This window comes from Pseudomonas sp. UBA7530 (assembly GCF_002479365.1).
Classification (GTDB): domain Bacteria; phylum Pseudomonadota; class Gammaproteobacteria; order Pseudomonadales; family Pseudomonadaceae; genus Aquipseudomonas.
Window position 1 is genome coordinate 479,863 of the sequence record NZ_DLMS01000013.1, and the last position, 16,625, is coordinate 496,487.

The window sequence follows — 16,625 nt, forward strand, 5'->3', positions numbered from 1 at the left end:
TCACCTGCAGACATAAAAACGCCCGGCCAGCACTGGGCTGACCGGGCGCGAGGGTTGATTTGATAGAGGCTTAGGCGGCGAGCTGCAGCGCAGCGTCCAGGGCGCGCTGCTTGATCTGCGCGCCCCGGCCGAACCAGGCCGAGTCCATGCGGTACTCGTTACTGCGTGCGCGGCGCTCGTGGTCGACGAACTCAGTCACGGCGTTAAGCAGGCCCCAGGCAGTGCCGCGTGCCGAGTCCAGCTGGCTGCCGCGACCACGACCTTCATATAGCTCCTGCACTTTGCGCAGAGCGCGCTCGTTCGGCAGTTGTTCCGGCAGCGCACCGGTCGGGCTGGTCTCGCACATCACGTTCATGAAGAAGCCCAGCGCCTCGTGCCATTGCACCTTACGCTCGGCCAGCGCGCGCATGCGGTACATGAAGTCGTCCCATTGCGAGACGGCGATACCGAGTTGCTTCTTCACCGCCTGGGGATCGAAGCGGGTGTTGTGCGGCACCTTGATCGCGCGACTGGTGCCGTCTAGGGCGACGGTCAGCGTGTTGTTGCATACCACCCGCACGGTAGTTGGCGTGGCGGTGGTAGCCAGGGTGCCATCGCAGGAGGTGGCCAGCAGTAAGTAGCCGTTTACCTGGTCGTTACCCTTGAGTGCAGCGCCTTGCCCGGTACGCGCCAGCGCCCAGAACTTGCGGCCGCCTTTGAGTACGCCAGCGGTTTCCAGCTCATAGCCGGAGACCTCGGTCAGATCCCTGTAGAACTCCAGCACTTCGCGCGGTTGCACGGTGTGGTAGCGCTTGGAGACCACCGACAGCGGCGCCTTGGTATCCGAACGGAACAATACCTTCTGCTCGGGGAACGAATGGATGGTGCCCAGATGGCCGATGGCATCCGATTTGAAGTGCACAGGGCTTTCAAGGATCTGCCAGTCCATACCGGCTTCGCGCTGCCAGACTTCCAGGGGCTGCTTTTGCGTGAGTTGATTACCCAGGCCGTGCCACGGGGTGGCTCCGACATAGGCCATTTGCTCAATGAGGTGAGCCATAAAGATCTCCTTGCCAGAGTAACTGGCTATCGCCCGACACTCGAATGCCGAGTCGGTGGGAATGGGATTGAATGAAGGCGCGTGCGAGCCCTGGAGGAGGGCTATTGGTCGAGGGAAAAGACGTGGCCGCAGGCATGGCACTCGAAGTTATCGAGCACGCGGGCATCGATTTCTTCACCCATGCGTGCGCCGGCGAGGCTGCCGACGGCGCCACCAGCCAAGCCGCCCAGGATGGCACCAGCCAGGCCACCCAGGGCCGCTCCGATGGGGCCAGCAACCGCGCCCAGGGCGGCACCACTCTGCGCACCGGCTGCAGCGCTCGCCGCGCCGGTCGCGGCTCCACCTATAGCACCGGCTGCACCTCCGATTTTGCGGGCATGGTTGCGTGCTGTGACGCGAGCAGAGTTACAGGAAGGGCAGTTAATCGACATCGTTCAGACTCCTAAAAAGGGAAGGGCTGAAGAGGGCAATACGCACCCGTCTTCCCTTAGATTATTTAGGTCTGAAAATCTGTAATTTAATGCCTTTTCAGTGTTTTTCTGCTGAGATGCGGAAAGAGACGTGTGAGATTTCTGATATTCGTAGCTGAAATATCTGAAATAGCAGTGAAAGGATAATAATCTCAGCTTTTCATAGTGTTTCTAGATCGTGTTTTTTGAGTGGTGTCAATGGTTCTGCTTGCGGCTGTGAATATGACTAGGCAAGGCTGTATAGGATGAGTGGCTAACTCGTTAGGGTGCGCGGGTCATAGGCATGGGGCCTATGACCCGCGCACTTGAGGAGAGGCTTCATGTACACGTTACGTAAAAAACTACCGCCACCTGGCTCTATTAATGTTAAAGCGCTTGAACACACGCTGCTTTGGTCTGCTTCAGAGGAATTGGCGTATAACAGCAAGGTTCATCCTGAAATGGTTGCACTCACTCTGCTGGGAGGCATCTCAGCAGTCGCACAGGGACGATTCGATGTAAAGCTACCGTACAATGTGATAAGGCCGGTTTCAATCAATGCGCTAATTGTGGTTGAGTCTGGATATGGTAAGTCAGTCGTTTATGAAAAAGTAATGATGCCTATCCAGAGGTTGCAGCGTGAGGAGAGAAAGAAATCTGTTTCATTTGCTGATGAGGAGAATGCTGTTAACGTTCTGCGTAGCTTTCAACTGCTCTACAAAGATGTCACTCCAGAAGGTTTATTTGCGAGTTTGCAGAGATCAATCCCAAGCGCTGCTTTGGCCACGGATGAAGCTGAGGTTTTTTTCAAGAGTGCAATGAGTGGTGCAAGAGGCCACTTAAATACTCTTTGGGATGGCAGGGATACTATCGTGATGCGGGCGAACAAGGATGATATCGTACTTGAAGATGTTCGACTGATGTTAATGTTGATGGCTCAGCCCGCTGTTGTCGCTGACTATCTTGAGAAGAAAGGAACGCTAGCCAGAGATTCGGGTATGCTGGCCCGTTTCATAGTTTGTGCACCTGATAAGCGGGCAGAAGTTCGCATAAGAACTCTTGGCGAACAACAAGACAGTAAGTTGTGGGCAGCCGTTGAGCGGCGTCTAGATCAGCTGGCGAGGAATAATCTTTCTTTAAGGAAGGGGGCGGTGTATAGGCAGCCCTTAGAGTTTGAGCATGAAGCAGCTTCTTACTGGATTGATATAGTCAATGAAATTGAAGTGGAGATTATGCCGGGCGGTAGGTTTGAGCATGTGAAAGATCATGCTTCTAAATTGGGTGAAAATATTGCGCGGGTCGCTGCGTTGATTCATATATTTGAAAATAAGGATAAAAAAATAGCAGTATCAAGTTTGCTTGTGGCGGTCGAGCTGTGCTGTTACTACTCCATGAGTTTTAATAAGGTTTTCTTGCCGGCGCCAAGATTTGTGCAGGATGCTCAGGTTCTTTATCCGTGGTTGCTTGAGCGATTAAGGGGGAGTCTTGAGGGGTTGTCTTATAACATTGTTCGTCAATGTGGGCCTGCAACCCTACGAGATAAGTTACGCCTGAAGGAGGCGGTTGATTTCCTTGTTTCAAATGGCTCGGTAACTATTTATATGAGGGGGAAAACCAAGATGATTAATTTGAGATATGGTGGTGTTGTGCCGCCTGTTGCTTGCAGTAATGAGCTTGTACAATTTTCACCATATTCCACATGGCGGTCGTAGAGGGGGTGGGCATAAAAGAATCGCCCGTGTAAGTCGGGCGATTCTTTTATGCGTCCATGGCTGCAGATATTTCACTTAAGTTCGCGCCTCTTGATAAGAGTGCTAGCCCTCTCTCAATCTGCTCCTTTGTTTTGATTGATTTGATCTTGGTGGATATCTCTAATGGTATATCGTTAAATTTTTCGATTAGCATATAAAGAAGTGCGGTCTTCATGCCTTCGTTGAAGTTAAGTGTAAGCGATGCTTCGTGCAGCATGCTTGTCTCGGTCTCTGTGCTTGTACTGGGTTGTTGGCTTCTAATCCAGGCTAGCCTGTCTGAAATTCGTGCCGCAGGTCCCTTGATCTTGTCGGTCAGCTCCAGGCATAAGTTGTATATTTGCCACTTAAGTTCATTGGTGTCAGTTATGTCTAATATCCCGTATTCTTTATTTATGTTCGCGATTATTTTGGTTGTGTAGTCAGTCCTTGCGTCCATTTTTGATTTATATAAAACAGGGTTGTTGTAATGGATGCTTTTGACGAGGGCCTTGATTATTAATAAGCCTTCATTTTGGGATGGTTTTAAGTGTCTGACATTTGCCGCTTTTGACGCTCTAACTGTGTAGTGTTTGTTTTTGACATTGATCAAAATTTCTAGAGCGGTCAAGTGGGCCCTGGCATTCATCAGGGCGGCTGTCATTCTAGTGAGGGCGTTCTCAATTATTTGACTCTGCCCAATAGCGATCATTGGGGTGATTTCAAGATTGTTTATTCTGTCCGTATGAAGTGCGTACAAAAGGCATTGTTTGTAGCTTTCAAAGATTTGTGAGTCTATCGCTTTCTTGTCTTGGCTTATTTTGAAGCTTGGCTCGGTAGTCAAGTCGATATTGGATCTTTCGGATTCAATTTCATTTTTAATAGAGGCGAGTTCTGCATCTCTTTTGTCGTGGCCAATTCCCCTCAGTTCGAATGCTTGTTGGATATAGCTGTGCGCCTTCGTTATGATGCACTGTGCAGCCGACTCGGATTGTGTGTTTGACATGCCTGGCTCTAGAGTAATTTAAGGTCTGCCTCCTGCCAAGATAAGGTATTTTCTAAAGTGTTGCAATATCTCTGCTTGTGATCTTTGTCAGGCTCAAGCATAGGGATTGGTCAAAAAAAACTAAAGCTCCACTCTATCGCCATCGGCCCCAAGTGCGTTGGGGCTTGGCGTGGATGGAGTGATGATGAGAATTTTACGTCTGAAGCAAGTGCAGGAGCGAACAGGGCTTTCGCGATCAACGATATATGATCGAATTAATATCAAGTCTCCCCGTTATGATAAAGCTTTCCCGAAACCTGTGAAGATAGGGCTTTCAGCTGTAGGCTGGCTTGAAGAAAGCGTTAACGATTGGATAAAGAAGAGATTCAATATTGCTGGCGATGACAGTTGAACGTTCAGCTTATTGCTAAGTGGCTCGTTAGTTGCGGTTGTACTTCTGTGGGGCTTACATAAAGCCGCTTCTCTTCGGGGCGCTCTTGAGTCGGATGCTCTTTTCACTACGAAGCAGGTGTATTAAATGATCTCCAAGTTTTCGCCATGCATCTGCCATTTCCTTGTTGTAGCTATGGCGCTGGTAGGTGCGCTTGATTTTGTTTTCTTCGGTGTGATTCAGGCAGCGTTCAGCCACCTCAGGTAGAACGCCAAGTGCAGTCATGATGGTGGCGCCGGTTCTCCTCAAGTCATGTGGAGTCCACTTTCCACCCTTTAGTAAGAGAGCTTGAGCTTTGGCGCTGCGGTTGCTCATGGTTCCTTGGTCTGGTTTGCGTTGCCTGTCTCCCAACTGCTTTGTAACAGTTTTGGAGCATACTGGCCCAGTGTCTTTGGTGTTTGGGTAGCACCACTTGCTTTTGCCGCTGATGGCCTTGATGCGTTCGAACTGTTGGATTGCAAATGCAGACAGGGTCACGGTGTGCGCTTTGCCATTCTTGCTGTCTTCGCTGGGAATGAGCCAGATGCCTGCTTTTAGGTCGATATTCTCCCAGCGAGCGTTCATCAGCTCCCCTATTCGGCAGCAGGTCGATAGAGCTATCCAGATTGCTGCTTCAGTAGAAGGGAGTAGGCCGGCGTCTGGTGCTAGCTTAGCCAATGTTCGGATCTCATCCTCACTCAGAACCCTATCCCGCTCTATGTCTTTGCCACCAATTTTGGCTTTGCGGATGCTGGCTGTTGGGTCATGGTCAATTAAATCGCGGTCGACAGCAAACCTGAACATCTGCCGCATCAGACTAAAAATCATTTTGGCCATCCGGTTAACGCCGCGGGCAAGCAGGGCATCGGTCACTTCTGTGATGTGGCCTTTCTTCACTTCGTCGAGATGTAGTGCGCCCAAGAAGGGAAGGACGTCCTTGTTGAACATTCGACGAACCTCATCCCCGCGATCTTTACGGTTGATGAGGTCTACTTTTGCCCAATGATCGAACAGGTCTTGGACTGTTTTTCTAGCGGCAAGTCGAGCATTTGCTTCTTCGACAGCAGCTTTCTCAGCCGCAACCCTTGCAAGCTCGGCGTCGCGAGCAGCAATTCGAGCAGCTTCCTCTGCTTCGAGATGCTCCTTCACGTCCTTAATGCCTGACTTATGTAATCCGGCCAGTTCTTTGGCTCGTTGGCCTGCTTCCGCAAGCGTCATGGTGCCTTCGTGGCTATCGCGGCTGTAAGTCCCGATAGGGTAGGTCACGCGCTCGCTACGGCTGTTGGTGTAGCGAAAGTAGAACAGCCGTTCTCCGGCTGGAGTGATTCGGGCTACGAGGCTGCCATGACCCCAGATGGCTACCTCGCTCAACCATTTGTCACTTGCCCCTGGTTTGCCAGTCATCTGTCGATCTGTGATCTTGGCCATTTGGTCAATTCCCCCGTTGCCAATTGGTTGCCAATTGAGATTGTCTGGTTGCCAATTCGTTGCCAATTGAGATCGGCTTTCTTTGAATCGGATAGGGCTATTTTGGATGAGAAATTGCCTGTAAGCCAGTTAAATCAAGGGGTTGTGGCGGGTGCTTTGGATGTGCTGGAATCGGCTTGGACGGTTTTTTACCTGTATGGGGTGCAAGGGGTCGAGTGTTCGAATCACTCCGTCCCGACCAAAAAATCCCTAGAAAATCCAGTCACTTAGCGGTGACTGGATTTTTTTATGGGCGCTTCACACGTAGAAGCGTAGGGACTTTTGCGGGACTTTTTTTCATCCTGCCATTCTCCTCAAAATTGTCAGGGCCGGACCGCGCGAGTCGGTGGCCGAAATCCTGTTGGTTTTTTCATCATCTGTTTCCCTTTTCATCGGCGGCGCTGCGGTTCTTTAAGGCTGTAAAGTCCTCTTGTCTTCGTATGTACGCCTGATCGGCGGGCTAACAAGTGCCTGACTTTTGAGGCTTTCACCCCGTTAATTCACCGAGAATTTGACACCGAGGAAATAGCGTCTAGGTTGAAGAACGAGCCTAACGTGCTCGTCTTACTCACTTACAAGGAACGTTAAGATGATGAAAATCTACCTTTCCTCTGTGCTGTTCGCTGTTCTTACCTCCCTCTCCCTTGCCGCTTCGGCAGTAGAAACCTCGAAGACCGAACCAGCCGCTACGGCCTCCGTGCAGGTTGCTCAGGCGGTCGCCGTCAATCTGAATACCGCTGATGCCGAAACTCTCCAGCGTGAGTTGGCTGGCATCGGGGCGACCAAGGCGCAGGCTATCGTGGCCTATCGCGAGGCTCATGGTAATTTCGCTTCGGTTGACGAGTTACTCGAGGTCAAAGGCATCGGTGAGGCGACTCTGGACAAGAATCGCGACAAACTCATGGTCGAATGATGCCTGCAGCTGTCTTTACCACCGAGGCCGGTCGTTGACCGGCCTTTTCGTTTTCGGGCCGAATGCTTCAGGTCGTTGCTGACATACATACTGACTGACGCACCTTGTCGCCAAATGCTGGCAAACTTGCGCTTCGATTTTCGACAGGAGTCAGTCGATGCCCGCCAGCCCGGAGCTGTCCCCCGGCCTCATCGTCATTCACGGTAACCACCTCGAAGAGCTGCGTGCGCTGGCGGTGCAGTGGATGCGGCGCTATCCGCTGCGGCCGCTGGAGAATGAAGTGCTGCTTGTGCAGAGCAACGGCATCGCCCAGTGGCTCAAGCTGGCGCTGGCCGAGCGTGACGGCTGTGGCATCGCCGCGGCGCTGGATGTCGATCTGCCGGCGCGCTTTCTCTGGCAGGCATACCGCAACGTGCTGGGCAAGGACGCGATCCCGCAGCAATCGCCCTTGGACAAGGCGCCGCTGACCTGGCGTCTGATGCGGCTGTTGCCGGGCTTGCTGGCCGAGGAGGCCTTTGCGCCCTTGCGCCGCTTCCTTGCTGATGATCAGGATCTGCGCAAGCGCCACCAGCTTGCCGAGCGTCTGGCGGATCTGTTCGATCAGTACCAGGTCTACCGCGCCGACTGGCTGGCGGACTGGGCCAGTGGACATGACCGCCTGCGCACCTCACGTGGCGGCGAGCGGCCACTGGAGGGCGATTCCCTCTGGCAACCCGCGCTGTGGCGCGCTTTGCTGACAGACGTTGGCGAGCAGCATCTGGCCGAGAGTCGCGCCGGCGTGCATCCGCGCTTCGTGGCCCGCCTGGGCGAGCTGGACGCGCCGCCCGCCGGGCTGCCGCGACGCATTTCCGTTTTCGGAATTTCTTCGTTGCCGGCCCAGGTGCTGGAGGCGCTGGCGGCCATGGCGCGCTTCAGTCAGGTCATGCTCTACGTGCACAACCCCTGTCAGCACCACTGGGGCGATATCGTCGAAGACAAGGATTTGCTGCGCCACGAGTATCGTCGCCAGCAACGCAAGGGCAGGCCAGGCGCGCAGATCGGCCTGTTCGAACAGGAGGACATGCACCAGCACGGGCAGCCGCTGCTGGCCGCCTGGGGCAAGCAGGGGCGCGATTACATTAACCTGCTGGATCAGTACGATGAGCCGCAGCGCTACCGCGAGCAGTTCGAGCGTATCGACCTGTTCAGCCCGACCAGTGAGAACAGCCTGCTCGGCCAGTTGCAGAACGACATTCTCGACCTGCGCCCGCTGGCGGAAACGCGCAGCACCTGGCCGGCTGTCGATCCTGTCAGGGATCATTCGCTGCGTTTTCACATCGCCCACAGCGCCCAGCGCGAGGTGGAGGTACTGCACGACCAGCTGCTGGCCAGCTTCAGCGGGGACGCCACGCTGCGCCCGCGCGACGTGATCGTCATGGTGCCGGACGTCAACGCCTATGCACCGCATATCCAGGCCGTGTTCGGCCAGTTTGCCAGCGACGATCCGCGTTTTATCCCCTTCACCCTGGCCGACCAGGGCCTGCGCGGCAAGGAGCCGATGATCATCGCACTGGAGCACCTGCTGCGCCTGCCGGAGAGCCGCTTCAGCGTCAGCGAGATTCTCGATCTGCTGGATGTCGCCGCGCTACGTCAACGTTTCGCCATCGCCGAGGACCAGTTGCCCACGTTGCGCCGCTGGCTCGAGGGCGCCGGTGTGCGCTGGGGGCTGAATGCGACCCAGCGGCAATCGCTTGGGCTCGGCGAGAACCTGGAGCAGAACACCTGGCGCTTCGGCCTGCGGCGTATGCTGCTGGGCTACGCGGTAGGCACGGCCGACGCCTTTGCCGGTATCGAACCCTATGATGAGATCGGCGGGCTCGACGCCGCGTTGATCGGCCCGGTAACGCGCCTGCTGGAAAGCCTTGATCGGCATTTGCAGCAACTGCGTGAGCCCGCCACGCCTGCGCAATGGGGCGAGCGTCTGCGCACGTTGCTCGACGACTTCTTCCTGGCGCAGAACGACCGTGAAGAGCAGTTAGCGACCCAGTTGCTCGATGCGCTGGATGCCTGGTTGGCGCTTTGCGAGGCCGCGACGCTGGACGAAGCGATGACCCTGCCGGTGGTACGTGAAGCCTGGCTCGGCGGGCTCGATCAGGGGCGGCTGAGCCAGCGTTTTCTCGCCGGAGCGGTGAATTTCTGTACCCTGATGCCGATGCGCGCGATTCCGTTCCGCCAGGTCTGCCTGCTGGGCATGAACGATGGTGACTACCCGCGCAGCCAGGCGCCGCTGGATTTCGACCTGATGGCCGGTGATTACCGACCCGGTGATCGTTCACGTCGCGAGGATGATCGGTATTTGCTGCTGGAAGCGCTGTTGGCGGCGCGTGATCGTCTCTATATCAGCTGGGTAGGGCGCAGCATTCGCGACAACAGCGAGCGACCGCCGTCCGTGCTGGTCGGTCAGCTGCGTGACCATCTTGCCAGTGCCTGGACGCTGGCCGGTGGCGGTGAGCTTCTGCACGGCCTGACGACCGAGCATCCCCTGCAGCCTTTCAGTCGCCGCTACTTCAATGATGAGGCGCAGCTGTTCAGCTATTCCCACGAATGGGCCGCGCTGCATGGTCAGGCCTCGGCACGTGAGCATGCTGCGTCCTTGTCGCCCTGGGAGGAGGGGCAGCAGCTCACGCCCGAGCTGCTGCAGTCGTTCCTGCGTGATCCGGTGAAGTGTTTCTTCACCCGCCGCCTGAAGGTGTTTCTCGATGAAGAGCAGCAGGCGCAACTGGATAACGAGCCGTTCGCGCTCGATGGCCTGCAGCGTTATCAGTTGCAGGAGAGCTTGCTCAAAGCAGCTGTCGCGACCGAAGAGGATAGCGAAGATGCGCTGAGCTCAGCCGCCGACCGCCTGCAACGCAGCGGTGTGCTGCCGCTGGCCGGTTTCGGTGAGCAGCACCGCAACGCGTTGCTGGAGCCGTTGCCCGCGCAGCTGCGCCGCTATCGGGGGCTCTGCCTGTTGTGGCCGGCGTTACTGGAATCGCCGCAGCGCCTGACTTTCACCGTCGCCGGTGTGCAGCTCGACGGCTGGCTTGCCGGACTACGGCAGAAAGCCGATGGCAGCCTGGCGCGCCTGGAGCTGCTGCCGGGTGCACTGCACAAGGACAAGAGCTGGAAGTGGCATCGCCTGCTGCGGCCCTACGTGCTGCATGTGATCGCCGCGGCCTGCGGCGTGCCGCTGACCACCTTGTTGGTCGGCGAGGATCGCATTCTGTCGTTCGAGCCCGTGCCTGTAGAGCACGCAGCCAGTGTACTGACCACTTGGCTGGAAGCCTGGAACACCGGCATGCAGGCGCCTCTACCGGTCGCGCTGAAAACCTCGCTGGCCTGGTTGCAGGACAACAACGAGGAGAAAGCGCGCAGCATCTACGAGGGCGGCTACAACCTCACGGGTGAAGTCCAGGGCAGCGCCAGCCTTGCGCGCCAGTTCCCGGACTATGCCGCGCTTACCGCCGATGGCCAGTTTCCGGCATGGAGCGAGCGGCTCTATCAGCCGCTGCTCGACAGCCATCCGCAAGCGATCGAGGAGGACGCAGTATGAACCGACAGCGTCCTCTGGCCCTGACGTTTCCCCTGCACGGCAGCCGTCTGATCGAGGCCAGCGCCGGCACGGGCAAGACCTTCACCATTTCCGCGCTCTACCTGCGGCTGATCCTCGGGCATGGCGGTGAGGCTGCGTTTCGCGAGGCGCTGCTGCCGCCGCAGATTCTGGTGGTGACCTTTACCGACGCGGCTACCCGCGAATTGCGCGACCGGATTCGCGCACGCCTGGTCGAGGCCGCGAGCGTATTCCGGGGCGATGCACAGGGCGATGACCTGCTGCGTGAGCTGCGCGGTGATTTCGTTCAGACGCAGTGGGACGAATGCGCCCGCCGCCTGGAACTGGCCGCGCAATGGATGGACGAGGCTGCCGTATCGACTATCCACGGCTGGTGCCAGCGCATGCTGCGCGAACATGCCTTCGACAGCGGCAGCCTGTTCAGCCAGACCCTGGAGACCGATCACAGCGAGCTGCTGGCCGAAGTGGTGCGGGACTACTGGCGGCAGCATTGCTATCCGCTGCAAGACGCCTCGCTGCAATGGGTGGCTGGCGTCTGGGGCACGCCCACCGGGCTTGGTGGCAGGTTGCGACCCTTGCTGAGCGAGGAGGGCGAGATTGCGGCTCAATCGTTGGGTGAGCTGCTCGATAATGCGTTGCGGCAGCGCGAGAAGGCGCTTGCCGAGCTCAAGGCGCCCTGGCTGACCTGGGCCGATGAACTGCAGCTGCTGCTGGATGCGGCAGTGGCGGCCAAGCAGGTGGACGGCAAAAAAATCCAGGCGCGCTTCTACAATCCCTGGCTGGCCAAATTGCGAGAGTGGGCCGGTGGCGAAGAGCCGCGCCTCGACCTGGGCACGGGTTTCATCCGCCTGACCCCCGACGGCCTGGCCGAAGCCTGGAAGGGCGAGGTGCCTGCTCATCCCGCGCTGGACGCCATGGCTGTACTCAAGGTGCAACTCGATGCGTTGCCTGACCCTGCTGAAGCGGCTTTGCGCCACGCGGCGGTCTGGGTTCGCCAGCGCTTCGACCGGGAGAAACGTCAGCGCGCGGAGATGGGTTTTGACGACATGCTCGTGCGTTTGGACGCGGCGTTGCAGGGCAGCAATGGGCCGCGCCTGGTCGAGGTGATTCGCCGCCAGTTCCCGGTGGCGCTGATCGACGAATTCCAGGACACCGACCCGCTGCAGTACCGCATCTTCGATACGCTTTACGAGGTCGAGGCCAACCGCGACGACTGCGGCCTGTTCATGATCGGCGACCCCAAACAGGCCATCTATTCCTTCCGTGGCGCCGACATTCATACCTACCTGCGCGCGCGCCGGGCGACGTCGGGCCGGCACTACAACCTGGAGAAGAACTTCCGCTCCAGCCAGGCCATGGTCGATGCCGTCAACGGCGTTTTTCTGAGGGCCGAGCAGCGCGAGGGTAGTGAAGGGGCGTTTCTGCTACGCGATGATCTGCCTTTTATCGAGGTGGGCGCGCAGGGCCGGGGCGAAGGCTGGAGCGTCGAGGGGCAGGCGCAACCAGCCCTGACCGTGTGGCATCTGGCGAGTGACGAGCCGGTTGCCAAGGGCGCTTATCTGGATGCCATGGCGGCCGGTGCGGCGAGCGAAATCGTGCGTCTGCTTGATCTGGGTCAGCGCGGGCAGGCCGGCTTCAGCAAGGAGGGCGTGCTCAGTGCCCTGCGGCCCAGCGATATCGCGGTACTGGTGCGTGATTTCAACGAGGCGCAGACAATTCGCGGTGAGCTGGCTGCGCGTGGCGTGCGTAGCGTCTATCTCTCCGACAAGGACTCGGTGTTCGCCGCCCAGGAGGCGCGCGATCTGCTGCTTTGGCTGCGTGCCTGTGCCGAGCCGGACCAGGATCGCCCGCTGCGCGCAGCGCTGGCCAGCGCGACGCTGGGGCAGGAGTTGGCCGAGCTGGAGCAGCTCAACCTCGACGAGCGCACCTGGGAGCGCCGGGTCATGCAGTTCCGCGACTATCGCCAGCGCTGGCAGCGCCAGGGCGTGCTGCCGATGTTGCGTCAGTTGCTGCAGGACTTCGAACTGCCGCAGCGTCTCATGGGGCGTAGCGATGGCGAGCGAGTGCTGACAAATCTGCTGCACCTGGCCGAGCTGCTGCAGCAGGCCGCCGCCGAACTCGATGGCGAGCTGGCGCTGATTCGTCACTTGAGCGAGCTGCTGGCCGGTGAGGGACAGGCTGCCGAGGAGCAGGTGTTGCGTCTGGAGAGCGACGAGGCGCTGGTTCGAGTGGTGACCATTCACAAATCCAAGGGCCTGGAGTATCCCTTGGTGTTCCTGCCGTTCATCTGCGCCTTCCGCCCGGTGGATGACAAGAAGCCGCTGCAGATCCACGACGGCGAATGCCGTCGGCTGGTGCTCAAGGCCGATGCAGACAGCTTGGAGCGTGCCGAACGTGAACGACTGGGTGAAGACCTGCGCTTGCTCTATGTGGCGCTGACCCGTGCCCGTCATGCCTGCTGGCTGGGTGTAGCGGATCTTAAGATCGGTAACGGCAAGAAGTCGCGTCTGCATGAATCGGCTCTGGGCTATTTGCTCGGAGGTGGGGCGCCACTGGCGGCCAGCGGCGAGCTTGCCGGGTGGCTTGCTCCCTTTGATGCCGGGCTCGATAGCGCCGTGCTGCCGACTCCACTGGCCAGCGAGCAGCGCTATCGCATGATCGAAAATGCTCAGTTCGAGCCGCGCTGGCGTACGCCGGTACGCCGCGCCGCCGAACACTGGTGGATCGCCTCCTATAGTGCGCTGCGCCTGGATGAAGATGCGCCCAGTCAGGTCAGCCGCCACGAGGACGTCGCGCCCGACAGTCCGGCGATGCAGAACGCCATCGACGACGAGGACCCGTTGCTGGCCCTGGCGCCGCTACCGGCATCCGCACAGGGACTGCATCGCTTCCCGCGCGGGCCGAACCCCGGCACCTTCCTGCACGGCCTGCTGGAAATGGCGGCCGAGGAAGGTTTCGCCATTCTGGCGCAGGACCCGCCGAGGTTGCGTGAGGCGTTGGCCAGGCGCTGCCAACGGCGGGGCCTGGAAAGCTGGATCGACCCGTTGCAGGACTGGCTACTGGCGTTGCTGACCCAGCCGCTCACCTTGAATGGCGCGGACAACTTCGTGCTGGCGCAACTGACGCAGTATCAGCCTGAACTGGAGTTCTGGTTCGAAGCGCGCGGGGTGGACGTCAGGCTGCTGGATCATTGGGTGCAGCAGTGCGAGTTGCCGGGTCTCGCCAGACAGCCGCTGCGTGCCGACACCCTCAACGGCATGTTCAAGGGCTTCATCGATCTAGTATTCGAACACCAGGGGCATTACTACGTGGCGGATTACAAATCCAACTGGCTCGGCAGTGACGACAGTGCCTATACCCGTGAGGCGATGGAGGTCGCCATCGCCAGCCACCGTTATGACCTGCAGTACGTGCTCTACGTGCTGGCGTTGCATCGCCAGCTGCGTCTGCGCCTGCCGGATTACGACTACGACCGGCATGTGGGGGGCGCGCTCTATCTGTTCCTTCGCGCGCCGCAGCAGGGCGCTTATCTCGCGCGGCCGCCGCGCGAGCTGATCGAGCGCCTGGACGCGCTGTTCATGGGTGAAGCCGAGGAGGGCGCAGCATGAGTACGACCCTTGCGCCGGCGCTGCACGACCGTGCCGAACTCTTTGCCCTGCTTTCTATATGGAGCGAGCGCGGCTGGCTGCGCGAGTTGGATCGTGCGTTGGCGCAGCTGTTCGCCGAACTGGATCCGCAGGCTTCACCCTTGCTGCTGCTCGGCGCTGCACTGGCCAGCCACCAGCTCGGCCAGGGCCACGTCTGCCTGGATTTGGCCGCCACGCTGGCCAATCCCGATTTCACCCTATCCCTGCCGCCGGAAGGAGAGGATACGCAAGAAGCGATGATCCTGCCGTCGCAGGTTTTGGCAGGGCTCAGTCTCGAGTCCTGGCTGACGGCCTGTGTCGGCAGCTCGTTGCTGGAGGGCGAGGGTGCGCCGCTGGTGCTCAGCGGTGCCTGCCTATATATGAGGCGCTACTGGAACTATGAGCGCCAAGTGGCCGGCAATATCGCCCAGCGTTTGCAGGCGAGCGCTGCTGCTCCGAGCGATCTGGCCGCGCGCCTGGCTTCACTCTTTCCCGAGGCGCTGGTGGTGGACGGCCAGCGCCAGACCGACTGGCAGAAGCTGGCGTGCGCGATGGCTGCTCAGGGGCGCTTCACGCTGATCACCGGCGGGCCGGGAACCGGCAAAACGACTACGGTGGTGCGCTTGCTGGCGCTGTTGCAGGAGGCCGCCATGGCCACTGGCGAGCCGCTGCGTCTGAGTCTGGCGGCACCTACCGGCAAGGCTGCCGCGCGTCTGACCGAATCCATCGGCGCGCAGGTGCAGTCGCTGGCGCTGGATGAGCGGGTGCGTGAGCAAATCCCGACGCTGGTGACGACGCTGCATCGCTTGCTGGGCAGTCGCCCTGGTAGTCGTCATTTCCGTCATGATGCTGCCAACCCTTTACCGCTGGATGTGCTGGTGGTGGACGAAGCGTCGATGATCGACCTGGAAATGATGGCCAGCCTGCTCGACGCACTACCATCGCATGCGCGTCTGATTCTGCTGGGCGACAAGGATCAGCTCGCGTCGGTTGAGGCCGGTGCGGTATTGGGCGATCTGTGCCGAGAGGCAGAGAGCGGTGGCTATAGCGAGGCGACGCGCACCTGGTTGGAGAATCAGGCCGGGGAACGGCTTGAGGACCCTGCACTGATCTTAGGTGACAAAGCGCTGGCACAGCACATAATTATGCTGCGTCACTCACGCCGCTTTGGCAGTGGCTCGGGTATCGGGCGTCTTGCGCGCGCGGTGAACCAGGGCGATGCGCAGGCGGCTCGTACAACCCTGGCCGCGGGAGCGAACGACCTGCATGTGTTGCGCTTGTCGGGTGAGCAGGATCGTGCGCTGCAGCGACTGCTGATCGATGGGCGGGGCGGTAGCGAGCCGCGTCCTCAGGGATACGCGCATTATCTGCAGGTGATGCAAGCGGAGCGTCCAGCCCTCGAAGCGGATTCCCAAGTCTGGGATTACTGGGCCGGTAATGTTCTGGCGGCGTTCGATCAGTTTCAGTTGCTCTGTGCCGTACGCAAGGGCGCCTGGGGCGTTGAAGCACTCAACGAGCGTATCGCCCAGGCCCTGGTGCATCGTGGGCTGCTCGAGCAGGCGCAGGGCTGGTATGAGGGGCGCCCCGTGCTGGTGACGCGCAATGACTACAGCTTGGGCCTGATGAATGGCGATATCGGCATTGCGCTACGCTTGCCCGAGCCGCCGGAGATTCCTGGTGCTCCCATACGTCAGGTATTGCGGGTCGTCTTCCCGCGCAATGACGGCAGCGGCGCCTTGCGCCATATCCTGCCGAGCCGCCTGAGCGCAGTGGAAACCGTATTTGCCATGACTGTGCACAAATCGCAGGGCTCGGAGTTTGCCCATTGCGCGCTGGTCCTGCCCGACAGTCTCAACCCGGTGCTGACCAAGGAGCTGATCTACACCGGCATTACCCGGGCGCGCCATTGGTTCAGTCTTATCGAAAGCCGTGCGGGCATCTTCGAGCAGGCCGTGCAGCGGCGTGTGGAACGGCGCAGCGGCCTGCGCCAGGCGCTCGAAGCGCTATAAGTAATAAAACTGCAATTAAAGCTTGACGCGCATTCTGCTGGATGTAGAATGCGCGCCACTTCAGCGATGAAGCGCTTCAAAAACTTCTTGTTAATCAATAAGTTAAGTTGAGTGAAGGGCTTGCAAAGCTGGATTTGGCGTGTAGAATGCGCGCCGGTCGACGGGGTGGTGGTTTGATCCTGTTGGTGGTTCGGTCGAATGGATCGAAAGCGGTAGAAAAGAGGTGTTGACAGCGGTTTTGAACGCTGTAGAATGCGCCTCCCGCTGGAGAGAAGAGGTTCTGATCGAAAGCGCAAGTGGTTGAGTAGAAAGAAGTTTCTCCGGAAACAAATTCGAAAAACAGCTTGACAGATAGAAAGGCTGCTGTAAAATGCGCGGCCTCGGTTGAGAC

The 16,625-nt window shown here is 58.7% G+C and carries 10 protein-coding genes, 1 tRNA gene and 1 pseudogene; 7 read left to right on the forward strand and 5 right to left on the reverse strand.

Annotation, left to right across the window (positions count from 1 at the left end):
- Window positions 1-70 precede the first annotated feature (70 nt).
- Window positions 71-1,039: a DUF932 domain-containing protein gene (locus B2U07_RS22865; protein WP_296278040.1), complete on the reverse strand. Its 969-nt coding sequence runs from the start codon at window positions 1,037-1,039 to the stop codon at window positions 71-73.
- Between the two features lie 101 nt (window positions 1,040-1,140).
- Window positions 1,141-1,470: a hypothetical protein gene (locus B2U07_RS22870; RefSeq protein ID WP_296278041.1), complete on the reverse strand. Its 330-nt coding sequence runs from the start codon at window positions 1,468-1,470 to the stop codon at window positions 1,141-1,143.
- Between the two features lie 359 nt (window positions 1,471-1,829).
- Between B2U07_RS22870 and B2U07_RS22875 the strand changes: the two genes are divergently transcribed.
- On the forward strand, window positions 1,830-3,200 hold the full coding sequence (locus B2U07_RS22875; RefSeq protein ID WP_296278043.1) for a YfjI family protein: 1,371 nt from the start codon (window positions 1,830-1,832) through the stop codon (window positions 3,198-3,200).
- A gap of 46 nt (window positions 3,201-3,246) precedes the next feature.
- Here B2U07_RS22875 and B2U07_RS22880 read toward each other — a convergent pair whose 3' ends face one another.
- Window positions 3,247-4,221 (reverse strand): hypothetical protein, encoded by a 975-nt coding sequence (locus B2U07_RS22880; protein ID WP_296278045.1) that lies wholly within the window; start codon window positions 4,219-4,221, stop codon window positions 3,247-3,249.
- A gap of 181 nt (window positions 4,222-4,402) precedes the next feature.
- Here B2U07_RS22880 and B2U07_RS22885 point away from each other — a divergent pair, with 181 nt between their 5' ends.
- Window positions 4,403-4,612 (forward strand): AlpA family transcriptional regulator, encoded by a 210-nt coding sequence (locus B2U07_RS22885; RefSeq protein ID WP_349681767.1) that lies wholly within the window; start codon window positions 4,403-4,405, stop codon window positions 4,610-4,612.
- A gap of 54 nt (window positions 4,613-4,666) precedes the next feature.
- On the opposite strand, the gene B2U07_RS22890 is transcribed toward B2U07_RS22885, so the two are convergent.
- Window positions 4,667-6,058, reverse strand: coding sequence for a site-specific integrase (locus B2U07_RS22890; RefSeq protein WP_296278046.1), 1,392 nt, complete (start codon window positions 6,056-6,058; stop codon window positions 4,667-4,669).
- A 156-nt stretch (window positions 6,059-6,214) separates the two neighbouring features.
- Between B2U07_RS22890 and B2U07_RS22895 the strand changes: the two genes are divergently transcribed.
- The 5 genes from B2U07_RS22895 (at window position 6,215) to recD (ending at window position 16,234) form a co-directional block, all read left to right on the forward strand.
- Window positions 6,215-6,299: transfer RNA gene (locus B2U07_RS22895), tRNA-OTHER, on the forward strand.
- Between the two features lie 387 nt (window positions 6,300-6,686).
- The gene (locus B2U07_RS22900) at window positions 6,687-7,010 is read left to right on the forward strand and encodes a helix-hairpin-helix domain-containing protein (RefSeq protein ID WP_275547677.1); all 324 of its coding nucleotides are present in this window, start codon (window positions 6,687-6,689) and stop codon (window positions 7,008-7,010) included.
- 157 nt (window positions 7,011-7,167) lie between these two features.
- Complete coding sequence (gene recC / locus B2U07_RS22905) at window positions 7,168-10,581, forward strand: exodeoxyribonuclease V subunit gamma (RefSeq protein ID WP_296278048.1); 3,414 nt, start codon at window positions 7,168-7,170, stop codon at window positions 10,579-10,581.
- The gene (gene recB / locus B2U07_RS22910) at window positions 10,578-14,207 is read left to right on the forward strand and encodes an exodeoxyribonuclease V subunit beta (RefSeq protein WP_296278050.1); all 3,630 of its coding nucleotides are present in this window, start codon (window positions 10,578-10,580) and stop codon (window positions 14,205-14,207) included. The genes recC and recB overlap by 4 nt, the downstream gene beginning before the upstream one ends.
- Window positions 14,204-16,234, forward strand: coding sequence for an exodeoxyribonuclease V subunit alpha (recD, locus tag B2U07_RS22915; RefSeq protein ID WP_296278052.1), 2,031 nt, complete (start codon window positions 14,204-14,206; stop codon window positions 16,232-16,234). Before recB ends, recD begins: the two co-directional genes overlap by 4 nt.
- A 94-nt stretch (window positions 16,235-16,328) precedes the next feature.
- Here the strand turns inward: recD and B2U07_RS22920 are convergent.
- Window positions 16,329-16,625: pseudogene (locus tag B2U07_RS22920) on the reverse strand (hypothetical protein); the annotation flags it as partial.